Source organism: Duganella sp. SG902 (assembly GCF_013376005.1).
Classification (GTDB): domain Bacteria; phylum Pseudomonadota; class Gammaproteobacteria; order Burkholderiales; family Burkholderiaceae_D; genus Rugamonas.
Window position 1 is genome coordinate 375144 of sequence record NZ_JABMJK010000004.1, and the last position, 16966, is coordinate 392109.

General features: G+C 63.8%; 9 protein-coding genes. 5 read left to right on the top strand and 4 right to left on the bottom strand.

The genetic code is table 11. The features are described from left to right. Positions 1-113: 113 nt before the first annotated feature. Both FHW83_RS11060 and FHW83_RS11065 read left to right on the top strand, forming a co-directional pair. Positions 114-317: a type II toxin-antitoxin system VapB family antitoxin gene (locus FHW83_RS11060; protein ID WP_176646602.1), complete on the top strand. Its 204-nt coding sequence runs from the start codon at positions 114-116 to the stop codon at positions 315-317. Continuing rightward, positions 314-697, top strand: coding sequence for a type II toxin-antitoxin system VapC family toxin (locus FHW83_RS11065; protein WP_176646407.1), 384 nt, complete (start codon positions 314-316; stop codon positions 695-697). The genes FHW83_RS11060 and FHW83_RS11065 overlap by 4 nt, the downstream gene beginning before the upstream one ends. Before the next feature lie 68 nt (positions 698-765). Here FHW83_RS11065 and FHW83_RS11070 read toward each other — a convergent pair whose 3' ends face one another. The 3 genes from FHW83_RS11070 to glnE form a co-directional block, all read right to left on the bottom strand. After that, complete coding sequence (locus FHW83_RS11070; RefSeq protein WP_229224123.1) at positions 766-3684, bottom strand: TonB-dependent receptor domain-containing protein; 2919 nt, start codon at positions 3682-3684, stop codon at positions 766-768. 538 nt (positions 3685-4222) lie between these two features. Further along, complete coding sequence (locus tag FHW83_RS11075; RefSeq protein ID WP_176646409.1) at positions 4223-4684, bottom strand: cache domain-containing protein; 462 nt, start codon at positions 4682-4684, stop codon at positions 4223-4225. A 75-nt stretch (positions 4685-4759) separates the two neighbouring features. Then, the gene (gene glnE / locus FHW83_RS11080; protein WP_176646410.1) at positions 4760-7489 is read right to left on the bottom strand and encodes a bifunctional [glutamate--ammonia ligase]-adenylyl-L-tyrosine phosphorylase/[glutamate--ammonia-ligase] adenylyltransferase; all 2730 of its coding nucleotides are present in this window, start codon (positions 7487-7489) and stop codon (positions 4760-4762) included. Between the two features lie 78 nt (positions 7490-7567). Here glnE and FHW83_RS11085 point away from each other — a divergent pair, with 78 nt between their 5' ends. From FHW83_RS11085 to tldD, 3 genes are read left to right on the top strand one after another with little or no spacing between them, the layout of a single operon-like run. Next, positions 7568-11746, top strand: coding sequence for a YhdP family protein (locus FHW83_RS11085; RefSeq protein WP_176646411.1), 4179 nt, complete (start codon positions 7568-7570; stop codon positions 11744-11746). Further along, positions 11743-12543, top strand: coding sequence for a carbon-nitrogen hydrolase family protein (locus FHW83_RS11090; RefSeq protein WP_176646412.1), 801 nt, complete (start codon positions 11743-11745; stop codon positions 12541-12543). The genes FHW83_RS11085 and FHW83_RS11090 overlap by 4 nt, the downstream gene beginning before the upstream one ends. 42 nt (positions 12544-12585) lie before the next feature. Next, on the top strand, positions 12586-14046 hold the full coding sequence (tldD, locus tag FHW83_RS11095) for a metalloprotease TldD (RefSeq protein WP_176646413.1): 1461 nt from the start codon (positions 12586-12588) through the stop codon (positions 14044-14046). 96 nt (positions 14047-14142) lie between these two features. On the opposite strand, the gene FHW83_RS11100 is transcribed toward tldD, so the two are convergent. Next, on the bottom strand, positions 14143-16782 hold the full coding sequence (locus tag FHW83_RS11100) for a TonB-dependent receptor (RefSeq protein ID WP_176646414.1): 2640 nt from the start codon (positions 16780-16782) through the stop codon (positions 14143-14145). Positions 16783-16966 lie beyond the last annotated feature (184 nt).

Here is a 16966-nt window from a genome sequence, read left to right on the forward strand (position 1 = left end):
GATAGCGTCCGTATCAAAAGCCCTCCCGGCGCAAGCCGCGGAGGGCTTTTTTATGCTTGCGACGATGTGAAATTCGGTGCAATATCGAATCAATATTGATGTTGGAGGCGATGATGCGCACCACCGTAACGATTGATGATGAGTTGTATCAGAAGGCCCTTGAGGTAGCGGACCCGTCGATGGACAAGGCGGACTTGTTTCGCGAGGCGGTGAAGACCTTCGTCCGGGTACGCGCCGCCCAGCGTCTCGCCGCGCTCGGCGGTGCGGCATCAGGCATGAACGACATTCCGCGCGAGAGGAATGAGGCGGCGCGATGAAACACGGCGTGCTGGTGGATACCTCCGTGTGGGTGGACCACTTCCGCCATCGCAACCCGGCGTTGGAGCAGCTCCTGCATCAGGACGCTGTGTTGACTCATTTGATGATTATCGGCGAGATAGCCTGCGGCACGCCGCCAAACCCGAGGGCGCGGACCCTGGGAGACCTGGGCACGCTCGCCATGGCGCAGCATGCCAGCGTCGGCGAGACCATGGCGTTCATTGAGCGGGAAGCCTTGTATGGCTTGGGCTGCGGAGTGGTGGACATGATGCTGCTCGCCTCAACCCTCATGACGCCGGCGGCGGCACTGTGGACGCTGGATCGGCGGCTTGCGGGCCTGGCTGAACGATTTGGTGTGGCGCACCACGTGCAGCCATGAAAAAAGCCCTCCCGGCGGGAACCGGGAGGGCTTTCCGAGGGCAGGGCGGCAGCGCCGCCCATTCCAGATTACAGCGACACGCGCAGACCCAGGTAGTAGCGGCGGCCGATCGGATCGTAGGCCGATGCATCGGTCTCGGTACCGGTGGTGTTGCCTGGCAGACCGGTCACGACTGGCGGCGCCTTCTTGTCGAAGGCGTTATCCATGCCGAAGTACAGCTGGTAGTTCTTCTTCACGTCGTAGGTCAGCTGGAAGTCGGTGGTGGTGTACGAACCGATTTTCGGTGCCAGTTCCGGATTCTCGTAAGTGTTCAGGAACTGGTCGTCCAGTTTGACGCGGCCGGTGTAGGTGGTGGTGGTGCTCAGACCGAAATTGCCCCACTTGTAGGCCAGGTTCAGCACGGCCTTGTTGCGTGGCGATTCCAGCTCACCCGCCGATTCGTCTTTGTCCGCGCCTTGGGTCGGCACGTTCCACAGCGTCTTCAGGTAGGTGTAGGCGATCTTCGCATTCAGACGGCCAGGACCCACTTTGTCCGCCCACGAGGCGGTCAAGTCGATACCCTTGGTGCCCAGGCCGCCGCTGTTTTCCTGCGAGGTGTCGCTATACTTGATCGAACCCGGGCTGTTCGAGCCTTCGGCAGTGGCGCGGCGGGTAATGTACTGGCAGTAGAAGGTGTTGCCGCCGTAGCATTGTTGCAGCGCGAACTGGCGTGGCGTGCCCACGATGGCGTCCGAGATCTTGATGTTGAAGTAGTCCGCCGTGAAGGTGAACTTGCTCAGCATAGGGATCGAGGTCGGGGTGATGACCACACCGATGGTGCTGGAACGGCCTTTTTCCGCTTTCAGGTTCGGGTTGCCGCGGTTGTAGCCGCTCACGCCCTGTTTGTCCGCCTGGTTCAGCGTGAACACGCCGCCGTTGGCAGCGATGTTGGCGGCGACACCCGGCGCCGCGCGGCAAGCCACGCTGACCGGATCGGTCGCGGTCGCGGTCACGCCTTCGCATGGATCGCTGACCGATGGGAAGTCCTGGCTAGGCGCCTGGTACAGCTCGCTGATGTTCGGCGCGCGGGTCGACACGGCGCGGGTACCACGGAACTTGATGTCCGACACCGGCGCCCACTCCAGGCCGGCGTTCCAGCTGTTGGTGCTGCCAACGGTGGTGTAGTCGCCGTGGCGGAAGGAGCCGCGGAAGTCCAGGTTCTTGGCGAACGGCTTGTCCTTCAGCAGCGGCACGCGGGTTTCCACGAATTCTTCACGCACGATGAAGCTGCCGTAGGTTGGCGGGGTGGCGTTGCCGGCGTTCAAGCCAGCCTGGGTCAGTGGATCCGGCACGCTGCTGGAATCTTCGCTACGCCATTCGTAGCCTGCCGCCAGGCCGATGTTGCCTGCTGGCAGACCCCATGGCAGTTCGCCGGTGATGGTGCCGCCGGCAATTTTCTGCGTGATCGCCGTTTCCAGCGAGCCTGGTGCGGTCACGTACTTCAGCGCTTCCGGCGAGATGGTGCCGAGGCCGAACACATTGATCGGCACGCAACCGTCGCGACGGGCCTGGGCGTCCGCGCACATCACGCCGCCGCCCGGGTCAGGGTTAGGCACGCCAGCCAGGGCGCTGCGCATGTTGACGATGTTGATCTGGCCGGTCGAGGCCTGCGATTCGGTGGTGCGGCCGTAGCTGACGAAGGCCTCGTAGTTCCAGTCGGTGGTGAACGGCAGGGTGCCTTTCAAGCCGGTCGCCAGGCGCAGGGTGCCGCGATTGACGGTGCTGTGGCGCGGGCCGAACTCGGCCAGGCGGCGGGTGAAGCGGTAGTCCTTCAGGCCGTCGCCGTCGGTGTCGGTCATGCGGTCCCACAGGTATTGCGGGATCAGCGGATTGCGCACGGCCACGCCGTTGACCATGGTTTCGCCCTGCACCACGCCCGACGGACGGAAGATGTTGGACGAGTCCAGCGCGAACGGCTCGATGTTGGTGTCGACCTTGGTCGAGGCGTAGGTGCCTTCGAAGAACGCGTTGTGGTTGTCGTTCAGCTTGAGGTTGCCGTTGGTGGCGAACAGGTAGCGCTCGGTCGGCACGGCAATGGTGCGGTACTGCGAACGGTTGAAGCCGGAGGCGGGCAGGGTGGCGCTGCCGTTGGTCGACCAGCCGATCGGGTTGCCGTTCTTGTCGTAGGTGTAGCTGGCGCCGCTGGTGCCGTAGAAGAAGCGGCCTTGCGGGGCGAAGCTGGAGTAGTACGGCGAAATGGTCTTGAAGATGTCGCGCACGTCGCCGGTCACCGCTTCGGCCAGCGAGTACTGGTCGATGTTGGCGCCCAGGCCCGGACGGTCTTTCGACATCACGGCGCCCTGTTTCGAGTAGCCGAAGTGACCCATGATGTTGCTGGCGCCGTCGGCCGAGGTGGTGCCGAAGGTGATGGCCAGTTTTTTCTTGAAGTCGTCGCTCTTGTCGCTCTTGCCGGTCGAGGCATCGACGGTCACGCCTTCAAAGTTTTTCTTCAGGATGATGTTGACCACACCGGCCACAGCGTCGGAACCGTAGGTCGCCGACGCGCCGCCGGTCAGCAGTTCCACGCGTTCGATGAAGTCGGTCGGGATGGTGTTCAGGTCGACCGCGGTGTCGCCTGGGACGCCGGACACGAAGCGGCGGCCGTTAACCAGCACCAGGGTACGCGAGTCACCCAGGTTACGCAGGTTGACGGTCGACACGCCGCCGCCCGAGGTCAGGAAGTTCGAGTTGGTACGGCTCAGCGATGGCGTACCGAGGGTTGGGTTCTTCTGCAGCAGGTCCTGCAGGTTGACCGCGCCCGACGCCGCGATGTCGGCCGAGGTCAGGATCTGCAGCGGGGTTGGCGATTCGGCGCTAGGCGAGAGCAGGCGCGAGCCGGTGATCTGAACTTTCTGCACGGCGTCCGCTGGCGCGGCGTCCTGTGCGAATGCTACTTGGGCGCTCATCGCCATGCCGGCTACGCAGATCATGCGCACGGAACGGGACAAAACTGTTTCCTTCATCATTGCGGAACTCCTTAGGTGTATTTAAACAACTCTACGCTTATTTTTTTGTTAAATTTCTTGGTTTAACTGACCAACTTTAACGACTTCATAGTCAGGTTGTAAACGTAAAAGGCCGTAAAAAATCCAACATTCGCAAAAAAGCAACAGGGCCACAAATGTAACGAAATGTGTCTGGTTGATGAGCGGAAATAAAACCAGTTTCATGCGGATCTTATGTTGAATACCATCCTTGCAATATGGGAGTTAAATAAAAATCCCTGCGAGGAAATTAATATCCCCCCGGACTTATTTAATCGTCAGGCGAGTGATAAAACCCGGGCGACGCGCCAAAATTTAGCTACGTAAATTACGTAGGGGTGGCGCACAGAAAATCGCGCGGATAACTCCGGTGGATCGGCAAATAACGCTAATTTTTGGCGGGTATATGCCAATAATTGGCATATTTTACGCGTCAGTGCACCGGGCTGGTGCAATGCTTGGCAGAGGGAGAGGCCCGGCCAGAACGGCCGGGCGAGGAAGCTTACTTATAAATGCCGGAGCCAACCAGCATATCGTCGACGCGCTCGACATAACCGGACTTGGATTCGACCGCCTTGGTCACCGGATTCGGCCATTTAAAATCGACCCAGCCCTTGCCTTTATTCTTGGCGGTATCGACCATTTCTTTAATCATGGCCTTGCCTTCATTATCCTTTAAACCTATTAAAGGCTTTCCCACCATTTTCGGGTTATTACCGTGCGCTAAAGCAACGCCATTCAGGTCATATACATAAATATACAAGTCGCGGTCATGAAACGCGGTGTTGGCCGGATCGGCGATGGCGGCGAACGCCTTCTCCTTGCCGTCCGATTTGATCAGGGCCACGGCGCGCTTGACCATGGCCACCGCCTCGTCCGCGGTGCCCTTGTCGGCCGCCACTGCCGCGCCGGACGCCGCGAGCAAGCTCAGGCTCAAGGCCGCCGCGCTGAATAGTGCTCTCATATCGTTCTCCTCTATATGGTGGAAACTGCCTCAAGAGTATTGCACCTTTCGCACCACCTGGAATCAATGACGTTGTTACGTGGCAACATCGGTCCCGAAGATGGCTTGCCACAACGCCATGACCTGGGCGGCGTGCGACTCCACCAGCGCCGGGTCGATGCGCGCCAGATCCTGTCCCTGCAGCCGCAGCTGGTGTTGCAGCTTGCGGTACTTGCGGTAGGCGTCGGCCACGCTGGCGGCCAGGCCGGTATCGATCAGGCCCAGGTCGGCGCACATGTGCAGCAGGGCGATGTTGCCGAAATTGGCCGTCAATTGAGGATAGGCGGCGGCGTGCTGGAGGACAAGGAACTGCACGATGAACTCGATGTCGATCATGCCGCCGCGATCTTGCTTCAGGTCGAACAGGGCGCTGGTATTGGGCTTGGCGTCGAGCATGCGCTTGCGCATGGCCAGCACCTCCTGCTTGAGCGGACCGTCGGCCGGGCGTTCCTTGCGCAGCACCGCTTCGCGGATCTGCTCGAAGCGCTGGCCGATAGCCAGGTCGCCGGCGCAGTAGCGGGCCCGGGTCAGGGCCTGGTGTTCCCACACCCAGGCCGAGTTGCTCTGATATTTCTCAAAGGAACTGACGCTGGACACCAGCATGCCGCTGGCGCCGTCCGGGCGCAGCGCGGTGTCGATGTCGAACAGGATGCCGGCCGAGGTGTGCGAGGTCATCCAGGTGATGAAGCGCTGGGCCAGCTTGGCGTATTGCGCCGGCGCGTCCTGGTCGGGATCGTCATACAGAAAGATCACGTCCAGGTCGGACACATAGCCCAGCTCCTTGCCGCCCAGCTTGCCGTAGGCGATCACGGTGAACAGCGGCACCTCGCGGTGGCGGGTGGCCACCGTCTGCCATACCGCCTTGATGGTGGCGGCGACGATGGTGTCGGCCAGGGCGGACAGGTAGTCGGCCAGCTTTTCCACCGTCAAATCGCCGGCCAGATCCTGCGCCAGCAGGTGGAACAGCTGGGCATGGTGGATTTCGCGCAGGATGTCCATCTGGCGCTCGGTGTCGCCGGGGCAGGCGGCCAGCTGCTTGTCGATATCGGCCGCCAGCGCCACCGGATCGAACACGGCTTTGCGAACGCGGTCGTCCAGCAGCTCGTCCAGCAGGATGGGGTGCTGGCTGAGGAACAGCGCGGCCCAGCCGCTGGCGTGCACCATTCGGATCACGCGCGCCAGCGTATGTGGATACTCGGTCAGCAGCGACAGGTAGGCCGAGCGGCGCGCGATGGCTTCCAGAAAATCGAGCAGCCGGCCCAAGGTGGCCAGCTGGTTGCCGCCGCTCGATTCGGCGGCCGCCTGGACGATCAGCGGCAGCGCGGTATTGATCAGGCCCTGCAGGCGGTTGCGGCTGGCCTCGGGCAGTGATTGCAGGCGTGGCGCCTGCCAAGTGGCGATCAGGCGCTTGGTGGCGCCTTCCGGATCGTCAAAGCCCAGCGCGCTGAAGCGGGCGACCATGGCCTCGCGGTTGTCGGGATCGGCGCATTCGTTGCTTGATTGCAGCTCGATATCGTTCTCGCTGGTCTCCGTCTTGTCCGAGAACATCTCGTCGAACTGGCCGGCCACGAACTGGCGGTGCGCGTCCAGCTGGGCCAGCAGGGTGGCCACGTCCGGCAGGCCCATCATCTCGGCCACGGTCTGGCGGTCGGCGTCGTTGGCCGGCAGGGTGTGGGTCTGGGCGTCGTCCAGGTATTGCAGGCGGTGCTCCAGATTGCGCAGGAAGGTGTAGGAAGCCAGCAGTTGATAGACGATGGCGTGACTTAGCAGGCCTTTCTCGGCGATGATGCGCAGCGTGGTGCGGGTCGAGCGGTCGCGCAGGGCGGCGTCGCGGCCGCCGCGGATCAGCTGGAACACCTGCGCCAGAAACTCGATCTCGCGGATGCCGCCCCGTCCCAGCTTGACGTTGTTGCTGCGGTCCGGGTGCAGCCGCTCCTGGCGGTTCACCTCGGCGCGGATTTGCGCATGCATATTGCGGATGGCGTCAATCACGCCAAAGTCCAGGTAGCGCCGGAAGCAGAACGGCCGGACAATGCCATCCAGCGCGGCGATATCCTCGGCGCGCCCGGTGACAGCGCGCGCCTTTACCCAGGCGTAGCGCTCCCACTCGCGCCCTTGTACGATCAAATAATTTTCCACCATGCCCATGCTGGCCGCCAGCGGTCCGGAGTTGCCGTTCGGACGCAGCGCCATGTCGACGCGGAAGGTGTAGCCATCCTCGGTGATCTCGGACAGCGCCGCGATCAGCTTCTTGCCGAGGCGCACGAAGAATTCGTGGTTGGACAGGCCGCGCTGGCCCGGGCCGGCGGCGGTCTCGCCGTCCTCGGGGTAGACGAAGATCAGGTCGATGTCGGAAGAGACGTTGAGTTCGCCGCCGCCCTGCTTGCCCATGGCCAGCACGATCATTTCCTGCGGCGCGCCCGAATCGCGGCCGATCGGCTGGCCGTGCGCGGCCACCATCTCGGCGTGCAACTCGGCCATGTGTTGCTGAATGGCAAAGTCGGCGAAGCGGGTCATGGTTTCCACCACCTCGGCCAGGTTGGCCTTGCCTTCGAGGTCGCGGCGGATCAGGGTGCAGACCAGCAGGTTGCGCAGGCGGCGCATGGAGCGCACCAGCGGCAGGCCGTTTTCTGCTTCTTTGTGTAAAAAATGCACCAGATCGATCTGGGCAAGCGATAATTGCGCAAGTTCATCAGCCTTGGCGGCGCGGTCGGGCGCGGCCGACAGCCAGCGCTGGTAGAAACGGGAGACGGACGGTGAACTCATAAGTTGATAGGGTAGAATTGCTCCGGAGACCGAGTTTAGCGATTTATTCGACGTGTGGCCTGATTTATTAGCGTATTAATGCAAAAACCAGAGGAGGAGACTGTGACAGGCGAAGGCCCCTTGGCCGCGCGCTGGCACCGGCTTCGTGCCGCCTACCGGATCTGCAACCTCGCCACCCACCATGTGCTGGGTTTCACCCTGAAGCTGGCGCTGCTGCTGTATTTCGCCTTCACCATCCTGTTCCTGGTCCTGCGCTACGCGGTGCTGCCGAATATCGACCACTACAAGGGCGACATCGAGCGCGCCGCCAGCGGCGCGCTTGGCAACCCGGTCACGATCTCGCGTGTGTACGCCTCGTGGAACGGCTTCCGTCCCAATCTGTTCCTGGGCGACGTGGTGCTGCACGACCGCCAGGGCCGGCCCGCGCTAACCCTGCCCAGCGTCTCGGCCACGCTGTCCTGGTGGACCGTGGTCAGCGCCAAGCTGCGCTTCCATGCGCTGGAACTCAACCGGCCCGACCTGGCCATCCTGCGCGAGGCCGACGGCCGCCTGTTCGTGGCCGGCATTCACGTCGATCTCGACAAGCCCAGCGACGGCAAGGGACTGGAGTGGCTGCTGACCCAGCGCGACATCGTGATCCGCGAAGGCCGCCTGCAGTGGACCGACCGCCTGCGCGCCGCGCCGCCGCTGGCGCTGGAGAATGTGACGGTGGTGCTGCGCAACCAGTGGCTGCGCCACCAGCTGGCCGTGCGCGCCACGCCGCCGGCGGCGCTGGCGGCGCCGGTGGATGTGCGGGCCGACTTCAGCCATCCCGCCTTTGGCGCTCGCATTTCCAACTTTTCCATGTGGAAGGGCGAGCTGTACGCCGACATCCGCGACATCGATTTGCTGGCGTGGAAAACCTGGATTCCCTACCCGATTGAGTTGAGCAGCGGCAGCGGTTCGCTGCGCGCGTGGGTGGGCGTGGACCAGTCGCGCCTGACCGGCTTCACGGCCGATGTTGGCTTCACCAATCTCACCGCCGTGCTGGGCAAGGAATTGCCGCTGCTGGACCTGCAGCAAATGAGCGGCCGTATCGCCGCCCGCGAAGACGTGCGCCCGCCGCTGGCGCGCAAGGGCGCGCTGACGCCCGGCTTTGGCGCCTTGGCCCACAGCATCGAATTGGAGAACCTGACGCTGACCACGCGCGACGGCCTGGTGATGGCGCCGACCTCGCTGTCCGAAACCTATGTGGCGGCGGCCGGCGCGCGGCCGGAGAAAGTCGAGTTGCGCGCGCGCCAGCTGGACCTGCAAACGCTGGCCGGGCTGGCCGAGCGCCTGCCGCTGAGCGAGCACCAGCACCAGATGCTGGCCGGCTTCGCGCCGCGCGGCCTGCTGCAAAACTTTTCCGCCGAGTGGCAGGGCGCGTTCCCGGCCTTGCAGACCTACCGCGTCAAGGGTGACCTGGTGGGGCTGGGCCTGAAGCCGCAGCCGCCGCGCCCGGCGCAGCCGAAAACCGGCAAGACGCCGGCGATCGCCGGCCTGCCGGCCATTCCCGGTTTCGACAACCTGAGCGGCTCGATCGACGCCACCGAGAAGGGCGGCAGCTTCAACCTCAATTCGCAGCAACTGGTGCTACAGATGCCGGATTATTTCGCCGAAGCGTCGATGCCGTTCGATCACCTCAACCTGAAGGCGCGCTGGTCGTTCGAGGCCGACAACCAGCTGCTGTTCCAGATCGACAGCATGGACTTCGAGCAGGAAGGCATGAGCGGCACGCTGCAGGGCACGCACACCATCCCGCTGGCCGGCAAGGGGCCCGGCAAGGCCGACCTGAGCGGCACCCTGACCGGCTTCCAGCTCAACCGCATCGGCCGCTATCTGCCGATGCAAACGCCGGCCGACCTGACCCATTGGCTGACCGGCGCGCTGGAGGGGGGCGTGGCCAGCGACGTCAGCGTGCGCCTGCGCGGCGACCTCGCGCATTTCCCTTTCCACGGCGAAAGCAAGGCGCGCGGCGAGTTCCGCGTGGCCGGCAAGCTGACCGAGGGCAAGCTCAACTACGAACCCGGCCATTACCTGCGCGACGGCAAGGAGCTGGGCAAGGATGGCAAACCGCTGCCGCTGTGGCCGCAGGCCGAGCACATCAAGGGCAGCTTCGTGTTCGAGCGCGCGCGCATGGAAATCCGCGGCGATACCGCCACCACCGGCGGCGTCGCGCTCAGCAATGTGAAGGCGGTGATTCCGGACCTGGCGATCCACGACTCGATGCTGGAAATCGACGGCAGCGCGGCCGGGCCGATGCAGGAATTCCTCAAGTACGTCAGCAACAGCCCGGTGCTGGAATGGATCTCGCACTTCACCGACGAGACCCAGGCCACCGGCAACGCCCGCCTGGGCCTGAGCCTGCGCATTCCGCTGGCGCACGCCATCGACACCAAGGTCAACGGCACCTTGCAACTGCAGAACAACGACATCGTGCTGATGAGCGATTTGCCGGTGGTGCAGTCCTCGCAAGGCAAGATCGAATTCAACGAGCAGGGCGTCAATCTGAATCAATTGTCCGGCCTGTTCCTTGGCGGGCCGGTGTCGATCACCGGCGGCAGCCAGAAGGACCATTCCATCGTCGTCAAGCTGGGCGGGCTGCTGACCGCCGACGGCTTCCGCCAGAATTACACCGCGCCGGCCATGCAGCGCCTGGCCGATCATTTCTCCGGCGGCACCCGCTACAGCGGCACCGTCACCGTGCGCGACCATCAGGTGGTGGTGGCGGTCGACTCCAGCCTGACCGGGCTGGGGCTGGACCTGCCGGCGCCGGTGAAGAAGGCCGCGACCGACGCCATGCCGCTGCGCTTCGTGCTGACCAGCGGCCTGACGCCGGACGCGGCCGGCCTGCTGCATGACGATATCCGCATCGCGCTGGGCAGCGGCGTCGCCGCCCGTTACCAGCGCCAGAAGCAGGGCAAGCAGCACTGGAAGCTGGTGCGCGGCGGCATCGGCGTCAACACGCCGGCGCCTGAGCCCGACAGCGGCCTGACCTTCAACATCAACCTGCGCCAGCTCAACGTCGACAACTGGCTGGACTTTGGCGACGTCGTGGCCGGCAAGACCCAGCCAGCGGCCGCGGCCGCGTCGCCCGACGCCAGCGACTTCACCCAGTACGTGCTGCCGGACGCGGTCGCCGCGCGCGCCAGCGAACTGGTGATCGGCGACCGCAAGCTGGAGAACGTCGTGGTTGGCGTCACTCACCAGAAAGGCACCTGGCAGGCCAGCATCGATTCCACCCAGGCCAATGGCTACCTGACCTGGGCCGAACCTTCCACCGGCGCCGGCCTCGGCAAGGTGACCGCGCGCCTGTCCTCGCTGGTGATTCCGGAGTCGGCGTCGAGCGAAGTGCAGGAACTGCTGGACGGCAAGAGCGCGGCCGCCACCATTCCGGCGCTGGACGTGGTGGTCGAGCGTTTTGAATTGTTCAACAAGCCGCTGGGCCAGCTGGAGCTTCAGGCCAACAATGCGCAGCTGCCCAACGCGCGCGAGTGGCGCGTCAGCAAGCTGGCGCTGGCCAACGCCGACGGCGCGCTGAACGGCACCGGCAAGTGGGTCAGCAAGGACGGCGTCCACAACACCAGCCTCAACTTCAACCTCGACATCATCGACGCCGGCAAGCTGCTGGACCGCTTCGGCTTCGCCGACACGCTCAAGGGCGGCAAGGGCACGCTGAAAGGCGACATCGCCTGGAAGGGCGTGCCATACTCGCTGGACCTGCCGAGCCTGTCCGGCCAGATCAGCATGAGTGTGGAAAAGGGCCAGTTCCTCAAGCAGGACCCGGGCGCGGCCAAGCTGCTGGGCGTGCTCAGCCTGCAAGCCTTGCCGCGCCTGCTCAAGCTGGACTTCCATGACGTGTTCTCGGAAGGCCTGGCGTTCGACGGCATCACCGCCAACGCCAACATCAGCCGTGGCATCGCCAAGACCGACAACTTGAAAATGCATGGCGTCGCCGCCACTGTATTGATGGATGGCAGCGCCGACATCGCCAACGAAACGGCCAACCTGCACGTGGTGGTGATACCGGAGGTCAACCTCGGCACGGCGCCGCTGGTGTATGCGCTGGCCGTCAACCCGGTGATCGGCCTGGGCAGCTTCCTCGCCCAATTGTTCCTCAGTGCACCGGTGATGAAAGCCTTGACCTATCATATGCAGGTGACCGGGCCGTGGAAAGCGCCGGTGGTCACCAAGCTCGACGCCCCGAAACTGGAACCCGCAAAAGGATCGCCATGAACCATACCGTTGCCGCCGTACAAATGATTTCCTCGCCATCGGTAGAGGAGAACATCGCCACCGCGCGCCGCCTCGTCGGCCAGGCCGCAAAGGATGGCGCCCAACTGGTGCTGCTGCCGGAATACTGGGCCATCATGGGCCTGAACGACAGTGACAAGGTGAAAGTGGCCGAGCCGCTCGGCGGCGGCCCGATCCAGGACTTCATGGCCGGGCTGGCGCGCGAGCTGGGCATCTGGCTGATCGGCGGCACCTTGCCGCTGGCCTCGGACGATCCGGAAAAAGTCATCAACACCACGTTGGTGTACAACCCGCAGGGCGAGCACGTGGGCCGCTACGACAAGATCCACCTGTTCGGCTTCACCAAGGGCACGGAGTCGTACAACGAATCGAAGACCATTGTGCCGGGACAGCATGTGGGCACGTTCGAGGCGCCGTTCGGCAAGGTTGGCATGTCGGTGTGCTATGACCTGCGCTTCCCCGAGCTGTTCCGCGCGATGGGGCCGGTGTCCCTGATCGTGGTGCCGGCCGCCTTCACCTACACCACCGGCATGGCGCACTGGGAAATCCTGCTGCGCGCGCGGGCGATTGAAAACCAGTGCTACGTGCTGGCGGCGGCGCAGGGCGGCACCCATCCGAACGGCCGCCGCACCTGGGGCCACAGCATGCTGATCGACCCGTGGGGCGCGGTCAAGTCGGTGCTGGCCGAGGGCGAGGGCGTGGTGGCCGGCGAGATCGACCTCGGCTACATGCAGGGCGTGCGCGAGAGCCTGCCTGCGCTGAAACACCGCACCATGTGATATCCACTACAATGCCGGTAACACCTAACAGAAAGCATCACCATGAAGCCATTTGAACCCAATCTGTCCACCCTGGCCGTAGCGCGCGATATCCTGCTGACGCCGTTCGGGCTGGACGAAGCCAAGCTGCTCAAGACCCTGGGCACCATGTTTACCCACAAGGTTGACTACGCGGACTTGTATTTCCAGTTCACCAAGAACGAGGGCTGGAGCCTGGAAGAAGGCATCGTCAAGACCGGCAGTTTTTCGATCGACCAGGGCGTGGGCGTGCGTGCCGTGTCCGGCGACAAGACGGCGTTTTCGTATTCGGATGAAATTTCCGAGGCGGCGCTGCTGGATGCCGCCGCCGCCACCCGCACCATCGCGCGCGCCGGCGCCGGCAAGGTGAAAGTGGCGGGCGCCATGAACCATGTGGGCGGCCGCTCCCTGTACCTGCCGCACGATCCGCTGGTGTCGCTGGACGCCACCGCCAAGGTCAAGCTGCTGGAGCGCATCGAGAAGCTGGCGCGCGCCAAGGACCCGCGCGTGGTGCAAGTCATGGCCAGCCTGGCGGGCGAGTACGACGTGGTGCTGGTGGTGCGCAGCGATGGCGTGCTGGCGGCCGACATTCGTCCGCTGGTGCGGGTGTCGCTGACCGTGATCGTGGAACAGAACGGCCGCCGTGAAGTCGGCTCGTCGGGCGGCGGGGGCCGCTATGACTATGGCTATTTCAGCGACGCGCTGCTGGAGCAGTATGCGGAAGACGCGGTCAAGTCGGCTATTGTAAATCTGGATTCGCGTCCGGCGCCGGCCGGTCCGATGACCGTGGTGCTGGGGCCTGGCTGGCCGGGCATCCTGCTGCACGAAGCGATCGGCCACGGCCTGGAGGGCGACTTCAACCGCAAGGGTTCGTCGACCTTCTCCGGCCGTATCGGCGAGCGCGTGGCGGCCAAGGGCGTCACCGTGGTTGACGACGGCACGCTGGCCGATCGTCGCGGTTCGCTGAATATCGACGACGAAGGCAATCCGACCCAGTGCACCACGCTGATCGAGGACGGCATCCTGAAAGGCTACATCCAGGACACCATGAACGCGCGTCTGATGAAGATGCCGGTGACGGGCAACGCGCGCCGCGAATCGTTCGCGCACCTGCCGATGCCGCGCATGACCAACACCTACATGCTGGGCGGGGACAAGGACCCTGGCGAGATCCTGGCGTCGGTGAAGAATGGCCTGTACGCGGTGAACTTCGGTGGCGGCCAGGTTGACATCACCAACGGCAAGTTCGTGTTCTCGGCGAGCGAGGCTTACATGATCGAGAACGGCAAGATCACCTATCCGGTGAAAGGCGCGACCTTGATCGGCAACGGTCCGGAAGTGCTGAACCGCGTATCGATGATTGGCAACGACATGAAGCTCGATCCGGGCGTGGGCGTGTGCGGCAAGGAAGGGCAGAGCGTGCCGGTGGGCGTGGGCCAACCGACACTGCGCCTCGACGGCGTGACCGTCGGCGGCACCGCTTAAAATTCGGGGTCAGCTCTGACAATCGGACACGGCCTCTGCCGTAGCTTTGCTACGGCAGAGGCCGTGTCCGATTGTCAGAGCTGACCCCGAATTGGTTTAGAACTTGTAGGTTGCTTTCACGTAGAAGGTACGGCCCAGCGGATCGGTATAGCGTGGGTCGTAGCCGCTCTGGAACGTGGTGCCCTGGTTGGTGTACGGCGGCGCGCTGTCGAACAGGTTCTTGATACCCACCGTCAGGTCGGTGTTTTTCAAGCCCGTGTAGCTGCCCGACAACGAGTAGGTCGAATACGCGCGCACCTTGTGGTAGTAGGCATCCGCCACATCATTCTCATCCACATACCCGCTCAGGTACTTGTTCGAAAACGCCGCGCTCCACACGCCTTTCTTCCAGCTGATGGTGGCGTTGTGCTTCCAGCGGAACACCGGCGCGTTGTCGCCATACACGCCGACATTCTCCACAAACTCGCCGCCCGCTTCGTTCTGGTACTTGTAGCTGTGCACCCAGGTGCCATCGAACTGGAAGCCGAAGTCGCCGGCCGCCGAACGCGGCAGTTTCCAGCGCAGGCTGGCGTCGATGCCTGACGTCTTCACTTCACCCAGATTGTCCAGCACCGCGTTCACGTACTGCAGCGTCTTGCCGTCGGCCGAGTACACGAAGTAGCTCTTGTACTTCTCGTAGTTGTCGAAGATGGCCGACTCCGCCACCGTGCCGATTGAATCGCGGATCTTGATGTTGAAGTAGTCCAGCGACACGCTCACCGCATTGGTCGGCTCGAACACCGCGCCCAGCGCGAAGGTCCTGGATTTCTCCGGCTTCAGGTTGGCATTGCCGCCGCTGCGGATGTATTGCTGCTGATTGCAGGCGATATTCGGATTGGCGCCGGCCGCCGCCACGCCGCCCGGGCACAGCACCGGATCGTCATACGCATTGCTGGTGAAGGTCGAGGTGGCCGGACCGTGCAGATCGTACAGCGTCGGCGCGCGGAAGCCGGTGTTGTACGAGGTGCGGAACATCAGCTGCTTGCTGGCCTCCCAGCGCAGGCCGATCTTGGGATTGAAGCTGCCGCCGACGTCGTTGTAATGGTCGTAGCGGGCGGCGGCCGACAGTTCCAGATTCTTCGCCAGCGGCACGCTCAGCTCGGAATACAGGGCGGCGATGTTGCGCTGGCCGGCCTGGTCCTGCGCGTCGGCGTAGCCGGAGCTCGATGCCTGCGAGGCGAGGGCGGTGTTCACATCGTAGGTGGCTTTATCGTGACGGAATTCGGTGCCGATGGCGAAGCCGACGCCGCCGGCCGGCAACTGGTAAATCTCGCGGCTGATCTTGCCGTCCACGCCGATGCTGGTCATTTTCGCGGCCAGGTATTCACCGCGCAGCTGGGCCGCGTCGATGTAGGCCAGGCCCTCGGCCGATTGCTCGCCAAATGGATTCAGGATGCCACTCAACACGCCCGCTTTCATCAGCGAGTCGTTGGTGTAGCCGCCGATGAAGGCGCTGGCCGCCTTGTTGACGCCGTAGGTCAGGCCGACGTTGTAGTCCCAGCCCGCCACCAGGCCTTCCGAGGCCAGCACCAGGCGGTCGGAGATCGAGGTGTCGTAGCCCATGCGCTTGCCGGCCGCGACGGTGCGCCAGTTGATGGTCAGGTCTTCGCCGGTGAGGCCGGCCACGGCAGGCACGCCGGCGCTGCCGCCCGGATAGTAAGGGCTGGCCGAGGTCATGGTGATGCCGGTCAGCGGCGATGGCGCGATGGCGCTCTGGTTGGTCGAGCGGCTGTGCAGGTACTCGACCGTGGCGACATTGTCCTCGCTCAGCTTGAAGCTGGCCTTGCCGAGGAAGGATTCCTGCTGCGTCTTCGGAATGTCCTGGATGTAGGCGATGGTATCGGTGCGGCAGGTGCCGTTGCTGCTTTTCTGAATCAGGCCTTTGCCGACGCAGCCGCTGCTGTAGTACGGGTTGCCGGTGATGCCGTTGGCCGAGTAGAAGTTGCCCGGTTGCGAGGTGCCGCTGCTGTTGTTGATGCCCTTGTCCGGACGCACGCTGGTGCTGGAGAAGTCACGGTCCACCGCATCCAGCGCGGTCTGCTTGTGCAGGTCGATCACGCCGAAGACATTCCAGCCGTCCTTGTTGAGGTCGCCATAGCCGCCCGACAGGTTGAGGCGCGATTCGCCGCCGGCGCCACCCGCTTGCGGCTGGTGGCGCTCGACGCTGACCGTGGCGCCCTGCACCGAACGCTTGGTGATGAAGTTGATCACGCCGCCGATGGCGTCGGTGCCATAGATGGCCGAGGCGCCGTCGCGCAGCACTTCCACCCGGTCCAGCGCCGACACCGGAATGATGTTCAGGTCCACCGAGGAACCGTTGAACGGATGGCTGGCCAGGCGGCGGCCGTTGAGCAGGACCAGCGTCTTGTTGCTGCCCAGGCCGCGCAGGTCGGCGGTGGCGATGCCGCCGGTGCCGGAGCCGACCGACTGGCTGCTGCCGGTCGAGCTCTGGTTCATCGACAGCGTGTTCATGACTTCGGCGGCGGTGGTCAGGCCTTGCTTCTCGAAGTCGGACGCCTTGATGCTGGTGATCGGCAGCGCCGTCTCGGTGGCCAGGCGCTTGATGCTGGAACCGGTCACTTCCACGCGCTGGATGGGGCCGTCGTCGGTTTGCGCAACGGCCGCGTGCATGCCGACGACAAGTCCGCCGGCAAACATCACGCGCAGAGATCGGGTAAGAGCTCTTTCTATCATCATGGGTGTGTCACTCCTGATTTTGTTTTGGGGTTGTGGAGGCCCATCAAAACATTCAGTAGTGATCGCAACAATGATCGAAAGATAATTATGCGAATATCCAACAGTAGCAAACAAACGCACATGTTAAGGCGCTTTTTTGCATATGCCGGCAGCCACCGCGCCAGCCCGCATTTCGCCGGCCGGC